The 24845-nt window shown below is 66.3% G+C and carries 26 protein-coding genes, 1 other RNA gene and 1 pseudogene; 6 read left to right on the plus strand and 22 right to left on the minus strand.

Annotation, left to right across the window (positions count from 1 at the left end; all coding sequences use genetic code 11):
* Positions 1–5: 5 nt before the first annotated feature.
* Positions 6–119, plus strand: a pseudogene (locus tag AB0J36_RS18790) (DUF397 domain-containing protein); the annotation flags it as partial.
* Here the strand turns inward: AB0J36_RS18790 and AB0J36_RS18795 are convergent.
* From AB0J36_RS18795 to AB0J36_RS18810, 4 genes are all read right to left on the minus strand, one after another.
* Positions 98–778: a hypothetical protein gene (locus AB0J36_RS18795; RefSeq protein ID WP_357393461.1), complete on the minus strand. Its 681-nt coding sequence runs from the start codon at positions 776–778 to the stop codon at positions 98–100. The pseudogene AB0J36_RS18790 and the gene AB0J36_RS18795 sit on opposite strands and share 22 nt — an antisense overlap.
* A 41-nt stretch (positions 779–819) precedes the next feature.
* A complete protein-coding gene (locus AB0J36_RS18800; RefSeq protein ID WP_357132665.1) occupies positions 820–1494 on the minus strand; it encodes a hypothetical protein in 675 nt (224 codons plus the stop codon).
* A 225-nt stretch (positions 1495–1719) separates the two neighbouring features.
* Positions 1720–2277, minus strand: a complete 558-nt coding sequence (locus AB0J36_RS18805) for an HNH endonuclease (protein WP_357173788.1) — start codon at positions 2275–2277, stop codon at positions 1720–1722.
* A gap of 162 nt (positions 2278–2439) precedes the next feature.
* Entirely contained in the window at positions 2440–2841 is a 402-nt protein-coding gene (locus tag AB0J36_RS18810) for a hypothetical protein (protein ID WP_357393465.1), read from the minus strand.
* A 426-nt stretch (positions 2842–3267) separates the two neighbouring features.
* Here AB0J36_RS18810 and AB0J36_RS18815 point away from each other — a divergent pair, with 426 nt between their 5' ends.
* Positions 3268–3459: a hypothetical protein gene (locus AB0J36_RS18815; protein WP_357132656.1), complete on the plus strand. Its 192-nt coding sequence runs from the start codon at positions 3268–3270 to the stop codon at positions 3457–3459.
* A gap of 747 nt (positions 3460–4206) precedes the next feature.
* Here the strand turns inward: AB0J36_RS18815 and AB0J36_RS18820 are convergent.
* The 9 genes from AB0J36_RS18820 to AB0J36_RS18860 all read right to left on the minus strand — a co-directional run bounded on the left by AB0J36_RS18820 (position 4207) and on the right by AB0J36_RS18860 (position 12208).
* Positions 4207–5775 (minus strand): RNA-directed DNA polymerase, encoded by a 1569-nt coding sequence (locus AB0J36_RS18820; RefSeq protein ID WP_357393467.1) that lies wholly within the window; start codon positions 5773–5775, stop codon positions 4207–4209.
* A 135-nt stretch (positions 5776–5910) separates the two neighbouring features.
* On the minus strand, positions 5911–7113 hold the full coding sequence (locus tag AB0J36_RS18825; protein ID WP_357393469.1) for a tyrosine-type recombinase/integrase: 1203 nt from the start codon (positions 7111–7113) through the stop codon (positions 5911–5913).
* Positions 7113–7295: a helix-turn-helix domain-containing protein gene (locus AB0J36_RS18830; RefSeq protein WP_357393471.1), complete on the minus strand. Its 183-nt coding sequence runs from the start codon at positions 7293–7295 to the stop codon at positions 7113–7115. The genes AB0J36_RS18825 and AB0J36_RS18830 overlap by 1 nt, the downstream gene beginning before the upstream one ends.
* Positions 7295–9043 (minus strand): replication initiator, encoded by a 1749-nt coding sequence (locus tag AB0J36_RS18835; protein ID WP_357393473.1) that lies wholly within the window; start codon positions 9041–9043, stop codon positions 7295–7297. The genes AB0J36_RS18830 and AB0J36_RS18835 overlap by 1 nt, the downstream gene beginning before the upstream one ends.
* Positions 9040–9579, minus strand: a complete 540-nt coding sequence (locus AB0J36_RS18840) for a DUF2637 domain-containing protein (RefSeq protein ID WP_357393475.1) — start codon at positions 9577–9579, stop codon at positions 9040–9042. Before AB0J36_RS18840 ends, AB0J36_RS18835 begins: the two co-directional genes overlap by 4 nt.
* Positions 9576–9767 (minus strand): hypothetical protein, encoded by a 192-nt coding sequence (locus tag AB0J36_RS18845; protein WP_357393477.1) that lies wholly within the window; start codon positions 9765–9767, stop codon positions 9576–9578. The genes AB0J36_RS18840 and AB0J36_RS18845 overlap by 4 nt, the downstream gene beginning before the upstream one ends.
* A gap of 5 nt (positions 9768–9772) precedes the next feature.
* Positions 9773–10015: a hypothetical protein gene (locus AB0J36_RS18850; RefSeq protein ID WP_357393479.1), complete on the minus strand. Its 243-nt coding sequence runs from the start codon at positions 10013–10015 to the stop codon at positions 9773–9775.
* On the minus strand, positions 10012–11604 hold the full coding sequence (locus AB0J36_RS18855; protein WP_357393537.1) for a cell division protein FtsK: 1593 nt from the start codon (positions 11602–11604) through the stop codon (positions 10012–10014). Before AB0J36_RS18855 ends, AB0J36_RS18850 begins: the two co-directional genes overlap by 4 nt.
* Before the next feature lie 208 nt (positions 11605–11812).
* Positions 11813–12208 carry a transcriptional regulator gene (locus tag AB0J36_RS18860; RefSeq protein WP_357393481.1) on the minus strand — a complete coding sequence of 132 codons (396 nt, stop codon included), beginning with the start codon at positions 12206–12208 and terminating at the stop codon, positions 11813–11815.
* 161 nt (positions 12209–12369) lie between these two features.
* Between AB0J36_RS18860 and AB0J36_RS18865 the strand changes: the two genes are divergently transcribed.
* Positions 12370–12813: a hypothetical protein gene (locus AB0J36_RS18865; RefSeq protein ID WP_357393483.1), complete on the plus strand. Its 444-nt coding sequence runs from the start codon at positions 12370–12372 to the stop codon at positions 12811–12813.
* Here the strand turns inward: AB0J36_RS18865 and AB0J36_RS18870 are convergent.
* The 4 genes from AB0J36_RS18870 to AB0J36_RS18885 form a co-directional block, all read right to left on the minus strand.
* Positions 12797–13573, minus strand: coding sequence for a glycosyltransferase (locus AB0J36_RS18870; protein WP_357393485.1), 777 nt, complete (start codon positions 13571–13573; stop codon positions 12797–12799). The genes AB0J36_RS18865 and AB0J36_RS18870 overlap by 17 nt on opposite strands.
* Positions 13561–14382, minus strand: coding sequence for a GntR family transcriptional regulator (locus tag AB0J36_RS18875; RefSeq protein ID WP_357393487.1), 822 nt, complete (start codon positions 14380–14382; stop codon positions 13561–13563). The genes AB0J36_RS18870 and AB0J36_RS18875 overlap by 13 nt, the downstream gene beginning before the upstream one ends.
* A gap of 133 nt (positions 14383–14515) precedes the next feature.
* Positions 14516–14860, minus strand: coding sequence for a hypothetical protein (locus AB0J36_RS18880; RefSeq protein WP_357393489.1), 345 nt, complete (start codon positions 14858–14860; stop codon positions 14516–14518).
* On the minus strand, positions 14853–15383 hold the full coding sequence (locus AB0J36_RS18885; RefSeq protein WP_357393491.1) for a hypothetical protein: 531 nt from the start codon (positions 15381–15383) through the stop codon (positions 14853–14855). Before AB0J36_RS18885 ends, AB0J36_RS18880 begins: the two co-directional genes overlap by 8 nt.
* A gap of 350 nt (positions 15384–15733) precedes the next feature.
* Here AB0J36_RS18885 and AB0J36_RS18890 point away from each other — a divergent pair, with 350 nt between their 5' ends.
* Positions 15734–16177, plus strand: coding sequence for a GntR family transcriptional regulator (locus tag AB0J36_RS18890; protein WP_357393493.1), 444 nt, complete (start codon positions 15734–15736; stop codon positions 16175–16177).
* Between the two features lie 1017 nt (positions 16178–17194).
* Here AB0J36_RS18890 and AB0J36_RS18895 read toward each other — a convergent pair.
* From AB0J36_RS18895 to AB0J36_RS18910, 4 genes are all read right to left on the minus strand, one after another.
* Positions 17195–17689 carry an SLATT domain-containing protein gene (locus tag AB0J36_RS18895; RefSeq protein ID WP_357393495.1) on the minus strand — a complete coding sequence of 165 codons (495 nt, stop codon included), beginning with the start codon at positions 17687–17689 and terminating at the stop codon, positions 17195–17197.
* Positions 17667–19196: an RNA-directed DNA polymerase gene (locus tag AB0J36_RS18900; RefSeq protein ID WP_357393498.1), complete on the minus strand. Its 1530-nt coding sequence runs from the start codon at positions 19194–19196 to the stop codon at positions 17667–17669. The genes AB0J36_RS18895 and AB0J36_RS18900 overlap by 23 nt, the downstream gene beginning before the upstream one ends.
* Before the next feature lie 672 nt (positions 19197–19868).
* Positions 19869–20285, minus strand: an RNA gene (gene rnpB / locus AB0J36_RS18905) — RNase P RNA component class A.
* Positions 20286–20393: 108 nt separating this feature from the next.
* Positions 20394–21350, minus strand: coding sequence for a threonine/serine dehydratase (locus AB0J36_RS18910; RefSeq protein ID WP_357393500.1), 957 nt, complete (start codon positions 21348–21350; stop codon positions 20394–20396).
* Between the two features lie 152 nt (positions 21351–21502).
* Here AB0J36_RS18910 and AB0J36_RS18915 point away from each other — a divergent pair, with 152 nt between their 5' ends.
* Positions 21503–22264: a sulfite exporter TauE/SafE family protein gene (locus AB0J36_RS18915; RefSeq protein WP_357173733.1), complete on the plus strand. Its 762-nt coding sequence runs from the start codon at positions 21503–21505 to the stop codon at positions 22262–22264.
* Positions 22265–22282: 18 nt separating this feature from the next.
* Here the strand turns inward: AB0J36_RS18915 and AB0J36_RS18920 are convergent, their stop codons facing one another.
* Positions 22283–23515 (minus strand): MFS transporter, encoded by a 1233-nt coding sequence (locus tag AB0J36_RS18920; protein ID WP_357132647.1) that lies wholly within the window; start codon positions 23513–23515, stop codon positions 22283–22285.
* Positions 23516–23569: 54 nt separating this feature from the next.
* On the opposite strand from AB0J36_RS18920, the gene AB0J36_RS18925 reads away from it, so the two are divergent.
* Positions 23570–24028 (plus strand): MarR family transcriptional regulator, encoded by a 459-nt coding sequence (locus AB0J36_RS18925; protein WP_357173730.1) that lies wholly within the window; start codon positions 23570–23572, stop codon positions 24026–24028.
* Positions 24029–24845: the final 817 nt, after the last annotated feature.

Below are 24845 nucleotides of genomic sequence, written 5' to 3' on the forward strand. Positions count from 1 at the left end.
GCATAAATCTGCCTGGCATCGTCGGCGTACGGGACAGCAAAGACCCTGCTGGTCCGGCACTGACCTTCGGTCCGTCGGCTTGGCGGGCGTTCGTCGCTCAGGTCGCCGCGCGTCCGTAACCCGCGACCGTTTCAGGTCGCGCGATGCCGACGGATGTGGGCGCCGCATCGGCCGCCGTCTCAAGGTGCCGTGCGACCGTCAGCAGGTTGAAAGCCCGGTAGTAGGCGCGCGAGTCATCGCGCCACGTCTCAGGTCCCATCCGCTGCCGTAGCGCTTCGACGGTTGCGCTCAACATTTCTCGTTGGGCGGGAAGCAGTGCGCCGCCGGCTTCCAGGGACGCGGTGACGCAGGCGGCCAGCTCCAAGGTGGTCGAATCCGGCTCTGCCAGCAGCGCAGGTGCCTCATGACGCTGCCAGTACCGCACGGCGTGCAGGGCAGCCGCTCCGGGAACGCCGTACCAACAGCGAGGAGAGCCGTTCGGGTTCGGCTCAGTCGGACGAAGGCTCCGCTGGCCCCGGTGCTTGGCGAGCTTCCGTTCGGCGGTGTAGTCGCGGAGATCGGCATGCCAGCCCGCACGGCTCGCCACGAGAGCGTCCAACGCGCGCAGCAACGCGGCCTCGTCGCGGTGAAACGGTCCAGCGATCTCCTCGAGAAAACTCAGCGTGGCGTGGAAGCCGATCGGTCGGTACAACTGCACGCACGACCTCAACGCGCCAACCCGGTGCCGGTACGGCAGCGCAGCGTCGCGCACGCGGCGGGCGTAGGTGCCGAAGCTCACCCCGGGACGCTACCGCCCTCACGTCGAATACGCCGACATCACTACTTCCGACCAGGTGCTCTTCTAGTTTCGTCGACGTTGTTGTTAAACCTGTCCCGGAGTCGGGTTCCAAACTTTTCATCGCCGTCGTAGGACAAATGGGCCGTCCCAGTCATTTGCATCGAGGCCAATTCCACGAAGGCGGATGTTCCGATCTTGGCCTTCTCGCGCAAGCCGACCCTACGGCCGAGGTCTCCGCTGGCGGCAGCCTCACCTTGCGACCGCGACGGCTCGATATCGTGCTGCGCCGACGGTCGGTGATATTTGTCGTGGACGAGTTGTGGAGAGTGCAGTTTATAGAACGCTTCAATCTTCTGGAACGTTGGCCCACTCGTCGGGTAATCACGCACGTTGACGCGAAGGTACCACATCATGTTGAATGCATGATCAGCATTCCGTGGAGGCGTTCCCGCATCCATCTTTCCCACTAGCCTACCCAGATCATTCCGTTGATATTCTTGCAGCCCTGGATCCGAACCCCTCTTGACCGCGTCCTTCAACTCTTTCAGGGCTTTCCGGTACTCACGCGATTTGATGGGCGGGGCCGAGAATCGGATGGCCGCGCCCATCTCGACGGGACGATAGAACGTGCTGGGGTTCGAAACAAAATCAGAAGGCCCGTTGTACGAGTCGGCATTTGACATGTATTCAAGGCCGACAGTTCCCGAGTTGTTCATCAGCGCTGGCCCTCCCGGAGACTACCGATGCAGATGCCTGTCGGCACTCCAACGGGACGAGCGGCGTTATGGTTCACCGGCCGGGCGACCTTTTTCCCTGGAGCGTTGAGCTCAGAGCCTCGATCACGGCCCTGAGCTGGTGGGCGACGGACGAGTCGACCCTGTACGCCGGTTTATGAACGCGAAACGTGCCCTGAGCAGGCGCTTCGTTCGCCTGACACCTCGTTAGGGCGTGGCCAGGGCGTCCGAGTCGATGGCCGGACGATCGCGCAATCCCGGGGGAAGGGCCGGCCAGGACTCGTCGCCCAGCAGCCCTCGCACCCGCGCCACGGCGCGCTCATCACCCTTGGTGGCCGCCGCGATCAGCCTCTCAATCTCGATAAAACGCACGTAGGCATCACGCATCAGCTTGGCCTTGAAGGGAGGGTTAGGGAAACCGGCGCTTGCCCCAAATGCCCCATCGGTATAGAACTGCCACCAACTATTCTTCCGCACACCATCGCGAACATAGGAGATCGCCGACTGCCTGCACGAGAACTCCGGCATGATGTCGTGGCATTGCCGGCACAGTGGCACCAAGTTGTCCGGCTCATTTGATCCACCGAGCGCCCAGTCGTGCAGATGCGCTCTCTCCAGCCATCCACCTGCCGAACCCCATACCGCAGCAAGGCTCCCCTGCGTGTCGTCAACGGGTGCCAGCCAGCTGCACCTGAAGCAGAACGGCTCACCCCAACCGATGTAGGTGGCGTAGAGATCAGGGAAGACGACCTCGTATCGCGACATCCAGTACTCCGCTACCCGGTAAAGGCTGGGCATCACTCCGCGACTCTGCCCCATCCAGTCCTCCCCATGTGCGTCCATCGCCCGGCGGGAGGTTAGCCCACGCCTACGACGAAATTCGGCCAGCGAACATCCTGTGGCAGTGGCCGGCGGGAGCGCGCCTGCTCACAATCCGTTACCGAACAGAGTGTCGATCGCGTTTCGGGTGCGTTCCTCGCTGACCGGCATCAGGTGCGTGTAGACCCGGAGGGTGAACCCGGGATCAGCGTGGCCGAGGTACGACGCGAGCGCCTTGATGCTCTCCCCTGCGTCGAGCAGCGACGAGGCGTAGCGCGTGCATGCCGCTGGCCCGGGTCGGCGTGATGCTGGCCGACACCACGGCGGGGCGCCAACTCTTGTTGTCGAAGGTGCGCCGGTTGATCGCACCTCGCCGGGTGCTGGTAAACAGAAGCGGCCGCTGACCCGCTCGTCGTCGGCTGGGTTCTCCCACGGCAGGGTGAGCGTCACCGGCTCGCAGTCCTTGATGTGCTGCCGCAGCACCTGGGCGACGGAGTCCGGCAGCGGCACCCGGCGGTCCCGGTCGTTCTTGGGTAGGCCGAGGACGAGCCGGGAGCGGCCGCTTGACCTGATGTGAGACGTGTACCCATCCCGCGTCGAGGTCGATGTCGTCGACACCGAGCCCCAGAATCTCGCCCCGCCGCAGCCCGCAGCCGGCGCCCAGGTCAACCATCGCGCGATACCGCTGGACAAGGCCACCGCGGATTGCCGAAACCTCGTCGTACGTCCACGGCACCACCCGGCGCTGCACCGGTCGCGGAGGCTTGACCGACTTTGCCGAACACGGATTCTTGACGATCCGCTCGTCGTCGACGGCCGCGCCAAGGATGGTCCGCAGGTGGGCGAAGACCACGGCCCGGGTCGCCGGGGCCAGCTTGCCGACCATGTTCGCGTCCCACTCACGGATGTGGCCCGGCAGAGTCCTACGGTCACAGCATGGACGACCCGATCGAGCTGCGTCTCGACCTCGCCACCGCCGAGGACCTTCGCATCGCGCTCTACGACCTGGGCGAGCATCAGGCCGCAGGCAGACCGATCCCCTCCATGGACGCCGAGACCAGCAGACGGCTCGGCGCCCTCCTGCGAGACCTGGACATTCGGTTGGGCGGCACCGGGAGATTCGCGTAGCCGGTTTGCCAGCGAGCGGTACGGAAGCCGGCACCTCGACTGCCATCGGGGGCAGGGCTTCCGACTGCCGCGCCAGTCCAACCCCGGGACAGGCTTGCCACCGCATCACCGGGTCGCGGCACCGGCTCCACCGCCAAGACGTGCCCGCCCCTCCCCCACAGCCGCCGGCCCCAACTTCAGGACCACCGAGCGCCGGCCGCTTCGGCCGCTGGTGGCACGCCGCTCGTGGGCCCGTGGTCCGGCCGGACCGGAGCCACCCGCTCCAATGAGCGTGATGCCTGTGGGTCATCAAGATGACTCACAGGCATCATGCCCAATGTGGTGTCCGCCCTCGGCCATCCGCGCCGTCCGCCATCGACCCGCAGGGGCGCGGCCCACCCCCGCGAGGCCCCACAGCGGCACAGCCAGCCCAACGCGAAAGGAGGTCAACTGAGCCCGCGCTCAGGGCGTCTCCAGGGCGTCAGGGCGTCAAACGCCGCCCAATGTTGACCACGAACGACCATCGATGCCCGCACACAGAACCAGCTCAGAGCCTTGATCACGGCTCTGAGCTGGTGGGCGACGGACGAGCCGACCTGTACGCCGGATTAAGATCTTCACACCCCGGATGACCAGGGGCGGGACCTGGCCCGGGCGCTATTGGGCCGTCGCCAGGCCGTACCGATGAAATCCCACGACGTCGTTCACCGGGGCCGCTCGACCCCTGCACTGCTCAACGGACAGCGCCGCAGATGCCGAGATTGCCGATTAGCCGGGTTCTCCGATGTCGAAATCTTTCGCGACTTCTGGAATCTTCCAGTTGGTATCTTCAAGCATCGAAAGCACGAGCGAATTCCTATGGTCGCGGTCTAGGACTGACCGAACGAGCCTTCGCTCATCCTTTGCTGCCACTAGCCCTAGGGCAAGCACCCGGAGAAGGACTGGGTCCGTCGTTCGATCTATCTTGCTCCGTATAATATCGCGGCAATCGACCGGACGTTCCGCCGCTAGGCGCTGCACAGCAATCGCTACTTTCTGCACGTCATCGCCCTCAGCTAGCCAGAGCTTCATCATTTCAACCATACTTGCGCCCATTTTCCCGGCAGGTACCGAAAGTGCCAACTGGGCCGCGACCCAGTTGACCTTCCCCCATCTGCGTTGCGCAAAGTCGACAACGAATTCTTGAAGCGGCTCCCACCGCGACGATTCCACCAGTCCAGGCATGTCGAGATGTTCGGCGCCTTTTTGGAGGTACCTGCCCAACGCGTCAGCGACGTGAGGAATTCGATGGGCCGCGCCCATCCAGTCGTCCCAATGATCGAAGCTCGAACAACGGACAAGCGTTGTTAGAACTGCGCGTAATTTCGTTCGGGGAACAGCCCCAGGGTCTTCCAGGAACTCTTCTTGAAGCGAGAGAAGATGGGTGGGATCCCGGACAACCCCGAAGGTTCCGTAGTCCCCTTCGACCACCCTATCCGTTTCGATCTCTTTCAGATCCTCATCGCGAATGGAACCGATCACGTCATCCGCGTCGACCAAGCGGCTCTTAGCGGCGTTCAGAGTGAGGCCCAACTGCGCCGCCTTGTCTTGCAGGTTCATATAAAGCCCATACAGTACCTCTTCGGGACCTATAGCGGTGATGTCATCCATCCACCGAACTACATGAACCCCCTCCTGCCGAGCAAGGCGAAGTGCGTCATCAATCGGCTGGAAATACAGGTGCGCCAGCGCAGCCGAAGAGAAGCTCCGTTGGGGTATACCACTTCTAGTAATCAGCGAATCATGGCTTAGCATGACGTCAGATATCAACCCAGAGGCCGCCGTCTTGCCCAGCCTGCCGTAAATAATCTCACTAAGCCGCTCTACGTCAATTGAGGCGAAACAGGATGCTATATCGACGTGGAGCCCGGCAAGGCCTCCAATCTCATTCTCAGAAAAGCTTGCGATGTACGCCTGCCACTCGTCTCTGTTTTTTGCGAAGGAGGCATCGCCTCTGGTTCGCCATCCGAAAACCCAATCAGCTAGGCCGTCATGCAAAGCGCGAGCATTAGATGCGACAGCAGTCGCATACAGAAGGCGGGAGGCCGAGTCTTGAACGACAGCAGGCCTAACGGCTAGGCGATTCTTAGGAACTTCCATCAGATGAAAGGAGGCCGGGTTTGCCAATGAATGCCCGACTCCCCCACCTTTGCGAATAAAGGACGCGATTTCGACCTTGGCTATATTCTTACTAAACCATTGAAACTCCGGCCAACCCCACGGATCGCGATACCAGTCACCGTACATCTCATCAATGGCAACCTTGCAGCCCGCCTCGAAATCCAACCCCAAGTACATGCACCCTCCCCTCAACCCGGCAAGGGTAGGCCATTCGCAGTAGTTTGTCTGCCGACATCCATCGGACCAGCACCAGGCGGAGGGGTGACGCGCTGCCGGACAGGCCATCAACCTCTTCCCGAGGATGCGCCGGCCCTACGACTTCGTATGTTCGGTAAAAAGATCGTCAATGGCTCGCCTGGTGCGTTCCTCACTGGCGGGCATCAAGTGTGTGTAGACCCGGAGCGTGAAGCCGGGGTCCGAGTGCCCGAGGTACGAGGCGAGTGCCTTAATGCTCTCCCCCGCGTCGAGCAAGGCCGAGGCATAGAAGTGGCGCAGGGCGTGCATCCCGGTCGCCCTGGTCGGGACGATGCCGGCCGCTTCGACCGCCGGACGCCAGCTCTTGCCGTCGAAGGTCGCCCGCTTGATCGCTCCCCGCCGAGTGGTGGTAAACATCAGCGGTACCGTCACCCGCTCGTTGCTGAACGGGTCTTCCCACGGCAGCGTGATCGACAGCGGGGAGTACTTCTCGGCGTGCTCCTTGAGCGACTGAGCTACCGAGTCCGGCAGCGGTACACGGCGATCCCGATCGTTCTTGGGCAGGCCGAAGACCAGCCGGGAGCGGACCACCTTGACCTGCCGGACGATATGCAGCCAGCCCGAGTCGAGGTCGATGTCATCGACGCCCAGACCGAAGATCTCCCCCTGCCGCATGCCACAGCCCGCGCCCAGGTCGACCATCGGGCGGTACCGCTCAGCGAGCCCACCGCGGATTGCCGAAACCTCGTCGGCCCGCCATGGAACGACGCGACGCTGTACCGGTCGCGGAGGCTTGACCGACTTTGCCGAGCACGGATTCTTGGCAATCCGCTCGTCGTCGACCGCCGCGCCGAGGATGGTCCGCAGGTGGGCGAAGACGACGGCCCGGGTCGCCGGGGCCAGCTTGCCGACCATCCCGGCGTCCCACTCCCGGATATGACCCGGCTTGATCAAGGCCAGTTGCCGAGAGCCGAAGAACGGCAGCAGGTGCTTGCGTACCCGAAACTCGGTGCTCTCCCGGGTCGACTCGTCGAAGGAGCGCGTACGCAACCAGTTCTCGGCGTACTCGGCGAAGGCCATCCGACCGGCGGAAGGGTCGACATAGGAGCCTCGGAGTTTGTCGGTCTCGGTGGAGACGAGGAACGCGTCAGCCTCGCGCTTCGCCCGGTCGGGGAAGGACTGGCTACGTTCGCGGCCGTCCGGGCCGATGTACCGCACCCGGTAGCGCATCCCCTTGCCGAACAGATCCGACTTGATCCGCTCCTTCCGACCGCCTTCGTGCCGGATCACCTTGTACCAGCGGTCCTCCACGTGTCCCATCAGGCCGCCGCCTGCTCACGTACCCAGGATCGGACCGTCTCCGGCTCGTACCGCAGGTGTCGGCCGACCCGGGCCGCCGGCGGTCCGTACTTGACCTTCCGCCAGCGGTACAGCGTCTCGGTCGGCACCCGCAGGTACGCCGCCACGTCCCGGATCGTCCAGAGCCCATCGGTCGCCGCCATCAAAGCCTCTCCCCCGTCGTGCCGTCTGCTCCCGTCGTCGATCCGGCCTCGGATAGCTGCGCGGCCCGGTCCTTCGCGGCGAGGAGTTCGGAGCGCCAGCGGGCGCGTTCGCTGATCGACCGCAGCAGCCGGTGAGCCATGGCCGGCACGTCGGGGTCGTCGGGTCGGGCGAGTTCCCAGGCGTGCCGGATCGGTTCGACGGTCGCGCCCTGGTCGTCGACGCCATCCAGACCGACGCTCACGCCGAGCAGAGCCCGCACCCAGGCCCGCACATCGTGCTTGTGGTCGGAGAGCGTCTTGCCGGACCAGTCGCGGGAGATGAGGATGCGCCGGCCGCCGATGCCGAGGGTGTCGCGCTGGTGGACCTTGCCCTTGCACCGGCCCGGCTTGAGCTTCGCGTTCGACCCCTTCGGCTGGACGCCGTAGAGCAGCCAGTTCGCGCAGCGGTCGGTGCACGGGGTCAGCTGGAGTTCCTGCCACAGCCTGTCCAGGTGCGCCCGCTGCCGACCGCTGGTGATCGTGTGGACGTCGCCGGTGTGCTTGGTGATGTACTTCGTGACGTACCGGATGGTCCGCTCAGCGTCCTCGGTGCCAGGCATGACGCCGCGTGCGTCGACCTGGGAGCCGAAGCGCACCACGTGTACCGGTTCCGCGTCGGGGTCGTCGTCGATCGCGTCGAGCGCTTCCGACCAGGTGGTCAGCGGCGCGCGGGTGTCCGGGTCGACCCACGCCGACGCCTGCTCGTCCCAGACCGGGAGCCGGTCGAGGGTGTACCGCTGCACATCCACGCTCGGCCACCACACCTGGTGATAGGTCGCCGCCGCCACGGTCCGCAGCACGTCGCGCGGGATGGTGCCCCGGATAGCGAAGTGAGCGTGTGGGGCGAGGCGGCGTTGCGGCTCGACGCAACCCGCGTACTGGACGTTCCAGCCCTCGCAGCGGCGCAGGTTCTGCCAGAACCGGTCGAGTAGCCGGGGGAAGTGCACCGCATCCCAGGCCGCGCGGCGGTAGTCGTACCGGTCGGGGTTGACCGGGGTGCCGTCGGGGCGGACCGGGCCGTACGAGTCGAGGGTGAGCGTCAGCCACATCGACGGCCGGTAGGTCGAGCCGTCCGGCGCGGTGTACGTCTTGCCGACCGTGCGGCGCTCGACTTTGCGCCGGGGCAGGTCCGGGGCATCCTGCCGTCGCCGGGTGGAACGCTTGCGGCGCCTGCCGGTGTCCTCGTCGTCCTGGTCCTCGTCGCCGGTCGAGTGTGGCGGTGCAATCCGGTCCCGGAGTCCTTCGGCCGTGATCGCCTCTTCCACCTCCTGAATCGCTTCGTCGAGGTCGGCGACCTGGTCCCACTGGCTCGCCCGGGACGCCTCGTCGCGGGAGAACTCCAGGTGCCCGCGCAGCAGGACAAGCGCCTTCTGTTCCTCGGTCGCCGGCTCCGGCGGCGGCAGCGGCTCGTCGTCGCGGTGCCAGCCTTCCCGAATCTGCGCCTGCCGCAGCCGGCGGTTCTTCTTGGCGCACGGTGCGCACTTGTCCTCACGGGTCGCCCCACAGGGCAGGTCGATGACCTCGGTCAAACCGGTGGCGAGGTCCGTGCGGCGCATGGCGAGTGGTCGGACGCAGACGCCGTACTCGGCGGCGATCTCCTTGAGGACGTCGACCGAGCGAGGTAGCGCCATGCGGGCTGCCCGCGACCCCGGCCGAGGTGCAACCGGGGTCGGGGCGGGTTCGAGGCCCGGCAGGGTCGGAGCGGTCACTGAATGATCCCGACGACGTGCGGCCGGTTGGACGGGACGACAACGCGCGGAGGCACCACGGCCGGGGCGATGGACGGCATCGGCTCCACTGGGCGGACCGGCTCGACGGTGGCAGTTTCCTCGTACTGGTACGCGTTCGGCTGGTCCGGTTCGTCGACCGGCGGGGTGGCCGGGGTGTTGGACAGGACGATCTTGACCAGTGCGAGGAACGCCAGCGACGGCACCGCCGCCACGGTCCAGCCCCACATTGACGGTTCGGCTTCTGCGACCTGGGCGGCGAGGGAGAGCAGCGCGAACGCCACCAGGAGTGAGCCGACCAGGCCGACCGGGCGACCGGCACGCCGCCGGGCGCGGATCTCCAAGCCGAGGTAGATCGCCATCAGCTCGACCGCTACCGCGTTGGCCCAGCCGATCCAGTCGGGCTGGCCGTGGGCGACGGACAGGTCGTGTACGTGGGTGAAGGCGGCGGCACCGGCCATGGTGCCGATGGCGAGCAGGATCAGCAGGCGTACCGCCGATTCGGTGCCGTTGCTCATCGCCATTCCTCCAGCGGCTTTTCGCGGATGGTCAGGTCGATGCGGATGCGCCGGCCGTTCATGTCGGGGCGGCGGTTGACCATGTGCGCCACGCCGTGCAGGGCGGCGGCGGTCTGGTCGGAGGGGCCGACGAGCCGGATGCGCAGCGGTCGCCGGAGCCGGTCGATGAGGCGGGTGAAGGGGTTCACGGTGGTTACCTCCGGGCCGGTCGGATATCGGTGCGGATGTAGTCGGGTGGGGTGCCGAGCGCGGCGACCGCTTCGGAGAGGCAGCGCCACAGCGCCCACGCCTCGTCGGGGGTCAGGGCCATCCGTCGCTGGCCGGCACCGACCGCCAGATAGACGGGGTACGGGTCGGGCCGTTCCGGGTCGACGCGGACGGAGACGGCGGTGACCGGTTCGGGGGTACGCAGCCGGTAGAAACGGCGGCCCGTCATCGGGCGTCGCCCCCGGCGTCCCGGTCGAGCAGGTTGCGCAGGGATTCGGGGAGCAGCGGCCCGGACGGCTTACGGGGCAGCGGCATCCGGACCGGTTCGGCGGCGGTTTCCCGGCCGACCTGGGCGAGGATGTCCGACGCGTCGGCCGGGGCCGAGTACTGCCGGGCCATGTCGCGGATGTCGTCGTCGCTGACGTACGAGAACCGGACCCGCATCGGGTCGGGAGTGCCGTCGAGGATCACGTACCCGACGCCCTTTGCCCACCGGGGCATCTGGTCAGCGAGCGCGCCCCGCTTGCGGGCACCGTCACCAAGAACCATGTCGACCTGCGATGCCTCGGTCAGGCCCAGCGCGATCCGGGTCGGGAACAGATCCCGGAACGGCAGCACGTCCTTGCGCGGGTCCTGCAACGCGGCGACCACCAGGACGCCGACGCCGGCCCCCTGGGACAGCAGCAGCCCCAGCGACGACGCGATGCGCTTGCGCAGCTCGACGTCTTGCAGGTACGCGGTCAGCGCGGCCATCTCGTCGATGACGACCACGACCAGGGGGTCAGCTTCCCTCGGGGTGTGGACGCGAACCCGGCCGGCAAGCCGCGTCTGCCGCTCCCGCAGCACCTCTACCGCTTCGTCGAGCAGATCGGCCATGGCCTCGAACGACCGGCCGGCGAACCGGGCGAACATCGGGCGGCCAAGCGCGAATTCCATCCCGCCCTTGGGGTCGATCACCCACAGCCGGACGAGGCCGGAGGCGATGCCACCACCGAGGACCCGGACCAGCGACCACAACACCGACCCCTTACCGGACCGGGTCGCACCGCCGACCAGGACATGCGTGGAGAGCAGGTGCAGCGACCAGGTACGCAGGTCTTCCCGCCGCGCCAGCGGAAGCGCGGTGAAGTCCGGCACCGCCGGCACCGCGAACGGCGGAACCACAGTCCGCAGCGCATCGGTACGGACCAACGCCAGGTAGACCAGCGTCGGGCGGTCCCGATACCGGACCCGGTCGACGAGCCGCAGCAACCAGGCGCCCCGGCCGGTCCGGGTCGGCGGGTCGCCGGGACGCTCGGAGTAGACCCGTGCGTGCCGCCGGCCGAACGCGTACGCCAGGTTGGCACTGACCGCCTGGAACTGCTCCGGCGTCTGCCCCCGGACCATGCGGACGGTCAGCACGTCGAGCGCCTGGTCCGAGCGCACCCGCAGCAGCTCGGGCAGGATCGGACGGTGGTCGTACGTCTCGGATAGTCCGCAGAGGGTCATAGCTTCACGCCACGCCCGCCGGTAGACGAACACCCGCCGCCACGAGCCGAGCAGCGGGCCCGCCAGCCAGGTCCACCAGGACGACTCGTCGCGCCACCGCCAGACCGCCGAGGCCGCCGACGCCAGCACGAGCGGCACCACCAGGCCGAGCCAGTCCAACTCGACGTAGAGCCAGAGCGCCAACACCACCGAGGCGGTAGCCACCGGATGTCGCAGGCACCACCAGAGCAGCCGCCCGGACCACCTGAGCAGCAGGCCGAGTAGCACCATCCAGAACGGCAGCTTGAGCTTCTTCGGCCGGATCACCAGCAGATCCCCGGCCGAGGTCATCAACACCTCACCGCGAGGCCGCCCGATCACTTGGCACCTCCGGCCAGGTTGGATCGGACCTGACACACACCGCACCGGGGCCAGTCACGGCCAGCCCGACGCCTACCCTTGGACACGTCTGTACCTCTCTCGACAGAGCAGGGGAAGAGACACCGGGGCGGGGCTGCCGTCCGCCAAGACCTGACAGCCCCGCCCTGACCAGAACCGGTTACGCGGACGCCTTCTGGTTGGCGCCCGCCGGGGCACGCAGCCCGGTCGCCCGCAGCGAGTACGCCATCCGACCGTTATTCGCCACGTACGGCGTGACGGTCATCCCGTCGAACTCGACCGCCTCGAACAGCCCGCCCGTGGGCGGCACCGGCTGGTAATCAGCCGAGATCTTCACCGTCGTCTCCCGGGACCGCTTGCCAAGCTCAGGGTCGAGATCCATGACCCGGACCTGCCACACCCGCTGGCCGGTCACCTTGTCCTTGGCCGGCGACCGTCGGCCCGTCTTCTCGTCGTAGTCCTCGACCTCGCCCAGGGACTCGGGCACCAGCGCGCACCCAGCCGGGAACACGTCCTCGAACCGCACAGCGAACCGCGTTCCGCCTCGCAGAGCCATCGCTCAACCTCCAACTTGTTAACTTGTCTGCCAAGTTGCGATTGAAGGTAGACGGCACTTGGCAGACAAGTCAACAAGTTTGCCCAGATGCGTTGAGCCACAAGGCTTTTCGGGCCTTCAGAGGTGGTACTAACTCGACTGTTTGGGGTATCTCGGGCACCATGCCCGGTGACTTGAGATCAGTGGATGAGACGCACGCACGGCCAGCCGGAGTCGACGACACGACCGTCGAGGCGTTGGGTGAGCTGAGCAAAGCTATGGAGACGATCCACCGCGTGCGCGGTCACCTGTACTCGGCGCATCAGCTCGTCGGCGGTGCGGACCTCACGCTTGATCGGGTGGTGAGGCTGCTCCGCGAGGCTGGACACGACGAGGTGGCCGACCGAGTTGAGCACGAGCTGTTGGGGCGCAACGTGCTACCCGGCCGGTGGACGTTTCAGATCGTGGAGGAGTTCGACGATGGGTACTACGCCGCGTTCCAGGAGATCGAGCGGGATGCGCGAGAGAAGCTAGCCGGCGGTCGTCGGCACATCTACGAGGCGGAGATGAAGCAGCGGCGGCGTACCCACGGGATGCCGGGGCACGAGGCTACGCCGCAGGAGTGAGCGGCAAGCCGTTCGGGAGCATCGAGGCTAGGGCTACGGCTCGGGCCTCGATGATCTTCATGCGGCCCTCGTACTCGACGGGTTCGCGGTGAGCGGCTTGGCTGGTGACCTGGCCGGGCCACTTGCGGTAGAGCAGGCCGTGTTCCCGGGTGAAGTAACCATCGCTGATCGCGCTCGCGGCCAGGAGCAGGCCGGTGTCCTCGGAGGCGGGGAGCGCCATCCAGCCGCCGAGGGCCAGGAGCAGATCCCGATGGATGCACAGGGTGGCGGGGTGCACCTGGGAGCGGTATCCGTTGGTCTGCCAGAAGGCCAGGACTGCACCGCGGGCGATGGTTCCGCCTTCCGGGTCCTTGTCCCAGCCATGAGTAGATCCGTCCGGCATGAGGTCCAGGACGCGGGAGGTCGTCCAGCCGATCTGGGGATGCGCCTCGAAGGCGGCGATGTCCCGGGCGAGGGCACCGGGAGTGAGCTGGTCGTCCGCGTCCAAGACCTTCACGTGTTGACCGGCAACACGGGAAAGAGCGGAGGTACGGGCAACACCTGGCCCGCCGGGACGACCGCCGCCGATGCTGATGCGAGGGTCGTCCGGCAGGACGCCGTTCAGCGCGCCGGTCTGCCCGTCCTCCTGGACGAGCCACTGCCAGTCCCACCCGTCCGGCATCTCCTGCTTGACGAGCGAGTCGTACGCGCCGGTCAGGTGCTCAATGCTGGGCGCGTGAACTGGGGTGATGACCGAGACGAGCTGCGTCAAGTTTTCCACCGTTGCAGTTTGTGGGAGTAGACCAACTCTGTCCGGTCCCCCGGCATCACCACGTCGGCCACCTCGACAACGCGGCCCTTGGTGTCGATCGAGGTCTTGCGCACGGTGAGCACCGAGACGCCCGGGTCGATGTCCAGTAGCTCGGCCTCGTCCGGCGACGGCGGGCGCGCACGGATCTCGTCGTCGATCCGGTCCACCTCGATACCGAGGGTGTGAAGCTGGTGCTGCGTGCCGCCCGGCCAGGGCTCCTTACCCGCGTCGAGCAGGTCCGGGTTCGCGGCCACCAGGTCGTAGGGCAGATAGGAGTACGACATGGTCAGCGGCGCGTTCTCATGCCGGGAGGTCGTCCAGTAGACCCGCCGCAGCAACGGCATACCCGGCTCGACCTGCAAGGCCGCCGCCATGTCCGAATCCGCTTCCACGCGGGCGTACTCGGCGTGGAACTTCAGGTCATCGACGGTCAGGCCGGTGTCGTGCTCGGTGGCCCCGGTCTTCAGCCGCTCCGACTCGTTGAGCAGTGCCCGGTCCTTCTCCCACTGGTAGCGCTCGGCATTGCGACGCCGTACCCGCTGACGGGGTGCCCGTACGTAAGTGCCGCGCCCCTGCTCCGCGCGGACCAGGCCCCACTCGCGGAGCTGGCGGATGGCGTTGCGGACGCTGGTGCGGGACAGGCCGGATGAGTCGGCCAGCTCGGTCTCGCTCGGCATCAGCGTGCCGGGGGCCAGTTCTCCGGCCACGATCTTTGCCCGCAACTCTTCTGCGAGTTGCAGGTAACGAGGGCGCCAGTCCCGGCCTTGCACACCGGTCACCGTACCCCCTAGACGTTCCAACGTCTGCCAGGCGGTCCCACCGGCCGGCCGCTCCGGCACCGGGGGCACGACGGGCGTCGGGCGCTTCACGGGCCGGGTAGTCGTCGACGGCATCCGACCGATGGGCCGACGCTCAGAGGTGTTCATGGCACCCTTCCAGAGGCTGCCCCTTGGTCATCATCACCAGGCGGGCGTAGGTCAACTCGTAGATGAGCCGGTCGAGCTGAGTTCGGGAGAGCAGGACCGATTCGGTGGCACCGCTGCGGCTGGCGTCGAGCTCCACGGCCAGGTCGCGGCGAAAGAATCGGTCGGTCAGCAGTTGCACGCTGATCCAGCCGGTTCGCTCCCGGCCGATGGTGCGCAGCAGCCCTCGATGCATCGGATCGTTCGGGCCGCAGCCCCGACACCAGCTCGGGCAGTCGGCGGGACTCGTGGACGGAGTCGATCCGTGGTCGTTCGTGGCCTCGGGTTCAGTCACCGGTGGCCTCCGCGTGGGTTCCGGCCTGCACCAACAAGGAGCGAAGCTGCCCGATCAGGTGGGCAACCTGCGAAGGAGACAGCTCCACCCAGGCGATCCCGCCCCGGCTCGTCACGTGCACCGCGACCAGGGGCACGCGAGCGTCGGAGCCGACGAGGTACGTCACGACCTGGCCGCTTTGCCGACTCTCGCCCAGGCGGTGCATCGCGCCACGGTGACGACGCGGCATGTGGGCCATCACGGGCGGCACCAGGTGGCCGCATCGGTCGGGCGCACACCATGCCGGGTGGCTGCCGCTGGTCAGCTTGCCCGCGTTACTCACCGCACCCACCGCCCACCATTGCCCCGGTAGATCTGGGCCGGCGTCATCAGGGGCGCACTCCTCAGCAGCGGCCGTATCCGGGTTGGCGCATTGGCCCATGCCCGGATTGGGGTCCGGCAGGGCGCGGAGCGGCCCGAGGTGACCGCGTACCTGCCGGGACTGGGCAGCGGACGTTTGCGGAATCGCCAGATCGAGGACCAACGCCGCCGACGATGAGAGCCAAACATCGCACCTCCACGGGTAGGCCGGGACCGGTGGTCAGCAACGCAGGTGCGCAGTCGGCCACCGGTCCCGGATGAGGGCACGGCGCACCGTCCGACGCAGACGGGTCGGGTATCGCCGAGCCAGGTTGTACGCGCAGCTACCGCAACCGGTCCGACAGGACGCCGCGCGTCATGTGCGACCAGGAGCAGCGCGACACCACCCCTGATACGAGCCGTCATCCTGACCGCACATCCAGAAACGTACCTACAAGTGAATGAGTTGTCTAGACATCGAAACGTGCTCGCTGGTTGACACTTGATACGACAAGTGCCAGGTACGGTGACCGGGTGCCCACCCCGCACTACGGACAGCCCCGTTACCGCGTCATCGCGGACCAGCTCCGGCAGCGCATCGAAAGCGGCAGCATCTCGCCTGGCGCGCTTCTACCGACCGAAAGCGCCCTGACTGTCGAGTTCCGCGCAAGTCGCGGCACCATTCGTCATGCCATAGCCGTGCTGCGAGAAGATGGTTGGGTTACCACCGAACATGGCCGCGGCAATCTTGCAGCACTCCCCCCCGCTGACGCGGAAGAAACGGCTGAGGTAGGAGCGAAACAGCGAGAACTCGCTGCCGGTCCTGAGCTCGCACGCCTCTTTGGCGTTGACGCGGGGGAACCCATAATTGAGATCGAGAAAATCACCCGGCGTGGAAGCGTAGTTGTAGCAATCGTACGAACTTATCAACTACGTCAACAGATCGAGAGCGAGTCGTCCCTCACCGATTCCAACTAACTTCGACTCAAGTTAAAGCCCGCCGCTTTTCTAGGTCGACCTAGCATAAGTCATCCATGGGACCCTACTAGAAGTTGCGTCGGATGCTCCGCAACGTAGTTCGAAACCAACCTGTAAGAGCATCCGAAGGCCCCTTGGGGGACGATGGTTGCAGTTTAGGCCTGAGTGCCTTTGCCTGGATCCGCTCTAGTCGATGCAGAAGGCGACCTGCCTCGGAACTCAGATGGTTACCGTAGTGTAGGCACCTCAGCCTATAGTTCATCCAGCTGAGGAGGGGACCGGCCGCTCCGCCACACGCCCCTAGGACCAAAAAGGCCAGCAGGAACCCCAGAGACCAAGGGTTGCGCGGCAGTCCCTTAGCAGAGATGTTGATCCCTACCACCGTCACGGTGAACGCCGGCATCACATACGCCGTAATGGTGAGAACGCGATCAGTCTGACTTCTCAGCACTATACCCAGCCAGGATCGGAAGCCTATCACGCTACGTTCGGCCGATAGTCGCATCCCTGCCCCTCGAAGGCGACGGACCTCCGGTATAAGCCTAATCAACTGCTCAGGAGACACTAGCGGGTCTTCCAAGGCGGCAGAGACACGCGCAATTCGAACTAGCGCAGCACGAGATCGACCGACCTGGCCGTTGGACGCTGTTATCATCACAAATCCAATCCACCAAGCCATTGGCAAACTGACAGCCATCAAGGTCAAACCGGCCGTCATTACCTCGCTGCCGCGATCGCCAGTAGCAAGATTTACTCCAACCCCCGCAATGATTGCAATGAACACCGACGCACCGGGCAAAGTGATTACGGATCGTATGTAATCAGGCTCATAGGCGTGTAGACGGTAAACGTCGCTAGCCATATTCCGCAAGACGAAATATTCGACTGTTTTGTAGAAGAGCGCGAACGCACCCCACCCAAGGGTCATTAAACCGGTTACGGCGGGCAGCGCAAGGAGCGCGTTAAGAAATGGAAGCATCTCGCCTCTAGAAATGGTGAGGGCCGCAGCCATCCAAGCTAGGACAAGTCTTCGTACTCAAGCACTTCCTTGCTCATCTGCTTCTGCGCCCGAGTGAAGAAGCGGTCGGACACTGTTTCGTTGCTGGCCACGATTGCACTGTACTCATCACGAAGATCGCGGATAGTACGCTCAAGCTCTTCAAGGTCACGATCAGGCGCAAGTGCCATCTCTAACCTGACTTTGTGGCGCAGATTTGTCAGTCGTTTGGCCGAATCCTTCAACGAGTCCGCCCTCTTACTGCTACCCATGAAGGTAGCCGTAGCAACTATGGCACTTGCCAGAGCGCTTACAGCAGCCCACTGCTTCGACTGACCCAGCGCTACAAGGAGCGACGCAGCAGCACTCACGACAGCAGGAACGAAGACGACGTTCTTGGCCCAGAAATCTGTCGACTTGGCCGCATTGAAATAGGTGAGAGAAGAATAATTGCAGTCTTCATAGAGGCGAGAATACTCTCTTTCAAGCCGGCTACGAGACTCGGAGACGACCATACGGGAACCTACCTGCTGTTGGGACCGGGATGGTTGCGGGGTTTGATCTGAGATACTCCGCAGTCAGGCGGAGTTCAGGGAGGGATCTCGAAATCAAAGCAAGAGATTCTTGCTCATAATTTCCGCTTTCGTAGCAAGCAACGAGAAGCGCTCGCCGAACTTTAACGTCCCTCTCTTCCTTAAATTGGCTTTTCAGCCAGAGGCCATACGGCCCCTCGGATCGCCCAAGATATCGGGCGGCAAACTCTCTAACGAAGCCTGATACGTTTTTGTCAATAAGCAACTGCCATGCACTTTTTAGTGCAGATTCCTCAGTCACCTGATGCCGTATGAAGTACAAAAGCAGGTGTTGCTGCGCAAAAGGATAATGCACAAGCTTGCTGTTAAGAAGCAGGTCCGCAACTCGGGATCCAATGGTCAGCTGATTATGAAACCGTGCGAGATACGAAAGCGCCTCGCGAATGATATGAGGAGCAGAGCCGATGTTTTCTAGGATCCACGGAACAGCATAATCGTCTCGGAGTGAGGCCAGCTTCGTGAGGCTGTACGTGAAGTCCCGCTTATCAATGCGGGTGCCCGCGACAGCAGCATCGAAGAGCCCGTGGAGCTCTTTCTTGCTCCCAGTGAAATCTCCAGTCGCGATTCCATAGTTGATGGCATTTTTTCGTGCATCTGAAAGCTCATCAAGTACGCCACTGTTCGCAACTATGGACGTCTTGGATCCCGCAATGACCAGTCGACGAGCTCGAAGCACGCGGGATATCTCCAAGAGAGTTGCTCGCAGAGTGAGCCAATCCTCGCCAAATAGGAGGATATCGTCAGAGTACCGAAAATGCGTAACCCCCTCCCGCTGAAGCAGCTTGTCAACCGGAAGCAGGTAGTAGTTCGCCAGTGCCCCCGTGACGTCGAAGCCCTGCGGAAGGCCCCAGACGTTATTCATTTCGTTGAATGCCCTGAGAAAAATTTCTATAGTGTCCAACGCCCACCGAGGTGGATCCAGCGCCGCAACTTCGCGCAGGAGTATCGACAAGTCAACATTTTCGTAGAATGCTGACACGTCGGTTCGAGCCATCATCAGATGAGGGTTCGATCGGTGGAAATTCGCAGCCTCCTCGAACATCTTCATCCAACGTCCGACCGGACCATAAAGTCGCTTGTCCCATGCGAGCCACCTGTGGCTGAAGACTGCTCCTGATGTCTCTGCATCAATCCGCTCAATGATAGAAAGGATGGCAGCCTCATACATCAGGCGACTTTCAAGACTTACTCGCGCAAGGGGACGAACAAGTAAGTCATCCTTGGGAATCTCGATGACTTCGAGGTCTGCGGGCCGCGTGTCACCACCGAGTATTCGTTCGGCCAAGGCCTCGCGCTGCGCCGGCCACGCATGCTTCATATCAGCGAATGCGATGGGGTCCGGCAGGTCGAGATCCCCGGATGACGCGCCGACGTGGGACCAGGCGAGATCTAGGTGCTCACGAGGGTCCGCCTTGTCCCCAGTCACCATGACTTAAGACTCTACCCGGGGTGTTATGCGTGGCACCCTAAGGGCGGCTCCAGCGTCTTGATGCGTTTCGAATTATTTTGCCCCTAATTGGGGGAAGACGCTTGCGTAGAGCCTGCCTGGGAGTCGGCAACCCGACTGCCGAATAGCTCTTTATCTAGATCAAGGCACCGCGCTCCGCGCGGTGCGGGGCGGCAAGCCCGGCCGGCGGCAAGCCGCCCCGGTCGCCTTCGGCACCGGGGCGGTAAGCCACCGACAGCCGCCGGGACACCGCCCCGCCGACCAGAGGGACCAGCCACAGCGAGCCCGTGACGGAAGCCAACGAGGCGGCCTGGTCGCGTGGACAGGGCTTCCGGCTGCCGCGCCAGTCCAACCCCGGGACTGGCTTGCCACCGTGTCACCGGGGCGAGGCACCAGCTCCACCGCCAGGACGCGCCGGCATTCACGGCAGCCCGCGACACAGCGGCAGAGCCCACCGCCGCCGAGAGGCCCTCAGGACGAGGCAGGGCATAGGCCAGATCCCAGGTTGACTGAGCCCTCGCTCAGGCCGTCTCCAGGCCGTCCCAGGCCGTGGCCAGGCCGTCAAACGCCACCCAACGATGACCAAGGTCAACCAACGGCACCCAACAAAAGACCAGCTCAGAGCCTTGATCAGGGCTCTGAGCTGGTGGGCGACGGACGAGTCGACCTGTACGCCGGATTTTGTGCGCGGCGCGTACCCCGAGGGGTTTCGCGCCGGCGGCGGCCATCCATCTCGGCCTGCCGTTGCCGGCAGGCTCTAGCGGCCTACCCGCAGACATTGGGCGGGCAGCCCTCAAGCGTCTGCGCCGGGTCGTCATCTTGCGGTGACGGCCCTTGCTTGGCCTTGCTCCGGGTGGGGTTTACCGAGCCACCCCGGTCGCCCGGGGTGCTGGTGGGCTCTTACCCCACCGTTTCACCCTTACCGTCCCCAATGGGGTCGGCGGTCTGTTTTCTGTGGCACTGTCCCGCGGGTCGCCCCGGGTTGCCATTAACAACCACCCTGCCCTGTGGAGTCCGGACGTTCCTCGGCGGCGGGCCGAAGCCCGCCGACGCGACCGCCCGGTCGACTCGTCCGTCGCGCCCCCATCCTAACGGCGTGGCGGGGATGCCCTGTTCCGCCCCGGCTCAGCCGATGACGCTGGCGGGCCGGTGCGGCCGACGAGGGCGAGACGGCGGCGCTCAGGCCCCCAGGCGCGCCGTCCATGACACCACGTCGGCGACCGTCGAGTTGCCGCCGCAGAGCACGAGACCCAACCGGGCGTCGTCACCCACCCGCTCCCGTACCTGGCGGGCAGCCGGCAGCAGGCATCCCGCGGCCGGCTCGGCCCAGACCTTCGCATGCTCGGCCAACTCCACCGTCCCCCGCACCGCCTCGGCGTCGGAGACCACGAGCACGTCGCTCACCAGGGCGCTCACGTGGTCGTAGGTGAGCTGCGAGACGGTCGGCGCGCTGAGCGTGGTGACGATCGACGACAGCGGCACCTCGACCGGCCCACCCTTGGCCAGGGCCAGCGACATCGCCTGCGCGCCCTCGGTCTCCACGCCCCAGACGCGTACCCCCGGTCGGCGTGCCCGTAGCGCAGCAGCCACTCCGGAGATCAGCGCCCCACCGCCGACGCTGACCAGCACGTCGGTCAACTCACCGGCGTCGTCGGCGAACTCCAGTCCGACCGTGCCCTGCCCGGCGAGCACCACCGGGTCGTCGAACGGGTGCAGCAGGGTCAGTCCGTCCTCCCGCAGCCGGGACATGAGCGCGAACGCGGCGGACATGCCGTCGGTCAGATGGACGTCGGCACCGGCCGCGCGGGCCACCTCGATGGCACGCGCCGGCGCCGTCCGGGGCATCACGACGGTCGCCGCCACACCCAGGGCGCCGGCCATCACCGCGACCGCGATGCCGTGGTTGCCACCACTGACCGCCAGCACGCCCGCCGCCCGCTCGGCATCGTCCAGGACGAGCAGCTTCGCCGCCGCGCCGCGCGCCTTGAACGACCCGGTACGTTGCAGCAGCTCCAGCTTGGCGGTGACAGGCACGCCGAGCAGCTCGGACAGGCCGGGGCTGGGAACGGTGGGTGTGTGAATCACGTGGCCGGCGATCCGGCTGGCGGCCGCCTCGATGTCCGCGAGTTCGATCATCGCTGAAGCGTGCCACAGCGGCGGCACGCTACCCCGGTCGCCCGGGGTGCGCGCCGGGCTGACCTGCTGAACGACGGTTTGGCGTCGGCGAGCGGGCGATTAGCCAGCCGATCGTGCGGGGGTTCAGTCGGCCGGGCTAGCCTCGTGGGGTTATGGATCTCTCCCACGCCGCGCTGCTGCTCGCCGCCGGTCTCGCCGCGGGCACTGTCAACGCGGTGGCCGGTGGCGGTTCGTTGATCACTTTTCCGGCGATGATCGCGGTCGGGTTGCCGCCGGTGCCGGCGAACGTCAGCAACTCCGTCGCCGTCTTCCCCGGGTACGTCGCCAGTGTGGCGGGCAGCCGCCAGGACCTGCCGCGCCCCCGCGCGCTCGCCACATTGGTGCCCACCACGATCGTCGGCACGATCGTCGGGGCGCTGCTGTTGCTGGCGACGCCGGCCCGTGCGTTCGAGCTGGTCGTACCCTTTCTGGTTCTCGGCGCGACCGCGGTCCTGGCCTTCCAGGACCCGCTACGCCGGCTGGTCGGTCACCCCCGGGACCTGTCGCCACGCCAGCGGACGGTCGCGGTCCAGACGATGGTCGCGCTCGGTGCGGTGTACGGCGGGTACTTCGGCGCGGCGCTCGGGGTGATGCTGGTCGCCGGCCTGGCGCTGGTGCTCGACGCGACCCTGGCGCGGGTGAGCGCGATCAAGAATCTGCTCTCGGCCGTGGTGGGGTTGACCACGCTCGTGATTTTCGCCCTGTTCGGCCCGCTGAACTGGGCGGTGGTCGCGGTGGTCGCGCCCGCCACCCTCTTTGGGGGGTACGTGGGCGCCCGGCTGGTCCGCCGGCTGCCGGCGGTGGTGCTCAAGACGCTGATCGTGGTGTTCGGTACGACGATCGGCCTCTACCTGCTCTACCGCGCCCTGCGCTGACCCGCCGGACGCCAGCCCTCAGTACGCCTCGCCCACCGGCTCCTCGGGGGCGTGCTCGGTGTCGACGGCGGCGCGGTTCCAGCGGGACCAGAGGACCCGCTCGCCGTAGCCGGCGGCCATCATGTGCGCGAACGCCAGGTACACCAGCACGCCGACGGCGAGCACCCCGAACCCGACCCAGAACGGCAGCGCCAGGGACTGCTCGGCGAGCTTGCCGGAGATGATCGGGGCGGGCGCGGCGGCACCCCAGCGGACCAGGTTGAACGCGCCGGTGGCGAGCCGGCGGTCGCTGGAGCCGAGGCCGAGCGCCAGGTCGGTGAGGTTGGCGTTGGCGAGGCCCATGCACAGGCCGGCGAGCACCAGCACCACGAGCGCCTCGGCGGTGCTGGTGGACGTCGCGAAGAGGACCATGCAGACCAGCAGCCCGGCGATGGCCACGCCGACGGTCTGCACCGCGCCGATCCGGTGGGCGAGCCGGTGGCCGATCACCAGGATGCCGGTGGCCAGGCCGAGGCCCCAGCCGGTGAAGGCGAGCCCCAGCGGGACGACGTCCAGGCCGAGGAAGAGCGGCGTGTAGCCGAGCACGACGAAGAACACGAAGTTGTACGCGGCGGTGACCACGCAGAGCGCGATGAACGCCGGTCGGCGGTAGGTGGCGAAGATCTGGCCGACGCGTACCGGGGCCTGGCGGTTGGTGGGCTCGCGCAGCTTGCGGGCGGCCACCCCGAGGGCCAGGACCATGAACACGCCGCAGACGAAGAACGGCAGCCGCCAGGAGACCTGGCCGAGCAGGCCGCCGATCAGCGGGCCGACGGCGAACCCGAGGCCGAGGGCGGTCTCGAAGAGGCCGACCACCCACTCCCGGTCGACGGCCAGGTTGACCAGCACCACCATGGCGGTGGCGAAGAACATCGCGTTGCCGAGGCCCCACACGCCGCGCAGCACGGAGAGCTGCACGATGTTGCCGCTGAACGAGGCGAGGATGGCGGCCAGGCCGACCACCGAGACACCGGCGACCAGCACCGGCTTGAAACCGAACCGGCCGCTGGCGAGCGTCGCCGGGATCATGCCCAGGGCCATGACCGCGATGTACGCGGTGAACAGCAACTCGACCTGCCAGGCGGTGACCCCGATCGCCTCGCCGATGGCGGGCAGGATCGGGTCGACGACGGCGATGCCGGCGATGGCGAGGAACGCCACCAGCGTGGTGGCGTAGATGGCACTGCGGTTTGGTTCGGATGACCGATCCACTCCGACTCCCCAATTAGCTGTATCGTACAGGTATTTACCCTGTATCCTACAGCTATGAGCGACGACGACGAGAGCACCCTCGGACTGATCGAGACCGAGGTGGCCCTGCTGATGCGCTTCGGCGAGGCCACCCGGCGGGCCACCGGGTCCGCCGAGCACCGGGTGCTCGACCGCGCGGCGTACGTCATCCTGCGGCACCTCGACGCCGCCGGCCCGCAGAACGTCTCCGCGCTCGCCGCGCGGCTCAACCTGGACGGCTCGACGGTGACCCGGCAGGTCTCCGCCCTGCAACGCGACGGCCTCATCGCCCGCGCCCCCGACCCCACCGACGGGCGCGGCACGGTCATCTCCCCCACGACCGCCGGCCTCCAACGGATGGCCGCCGTGCAGGCCGCCCGCACCCGGCTCTACGGCGACATGCTCTCCGACTGGAGCCCCGAGGACCGCTCCACCCTGGCAGCCCTGCTGGGCCGCCTCAACCAGGCCCTGGTAAACCGCAACCGCCCCCGCTAACCCGCCAAGATCCGCGCAACATCACCGATACTGGGGTCTCCGACGCAGTTGAGGCAGCAACATCCCTGATGTTGCGCACATCCCACCCCGGCCTGACCTGGGCGGGACCCCGGCCCACCCCTCCCTGCCCTGCCCCTCCAACCCAGCCCTGCCCTGCCCAGCCCGCCCCTGCCCTGCCCGTCCGAGCCCGCCCCTGCCCTGCCCTGCCCGGCCCGGTCCGGCCCCGCCCCGCCCCGCCCGGCCCAGCCCGACCCGGCCAGACCAGACCAGACCCGGCCCGACCAGACCCAGCCCGGCCCGACCCGGCCCCGGCCCGGCCCGGCCCCGGCCCGGCCCTGTCGATCATGGAGTTGTGATGGAGTACGAACCGGCGCAGTTAGTCATCATCCGGGCACCAGAACTCCATGATCGACGCGGGAGGTCGGGGCGCGGCCCCTTTCACCGCCACCGCCCGGCCGCGGGCGCTGCGCCGCACCCATTCGCCGCCAAGATCGCGCAACATCCTGGATGTAGTGGCATCCCCGCCACCCGACACCACTACAACAAGGATCGAGCACGATCTTGATGGTGGTAACGCGCGACCGGCGCACACAACAGGCGACGGGCAAGTGCGACCCGCGACCGGCGAGGGGCGATGGGCAAGGGGCGACGGGCAAGGGGCGACGGGCGGCGGGCAAGGGGCGACGGGCGGCGGGCGGCGGGCAAGGGGCGGCAGGCGAGGGGCGACGGGCAAGGGGCGGCAGGCGAGGGGCGACGGGCGAGGGGCGGCAGGCGAGGGGCGACGGGCGGCGGGCGGGACTGCTGAACGGCCCCGGGC

Source organism: Micromonospora sp. NPDC049662 (assembly GCF_040675055.1).
In the GTDB taxonomy this organism is placed as follows: Bacteria; Actinomycetota; Actinomycetes; order Mycobacteriales; family Micromonosporaceae; genus Micromonospora.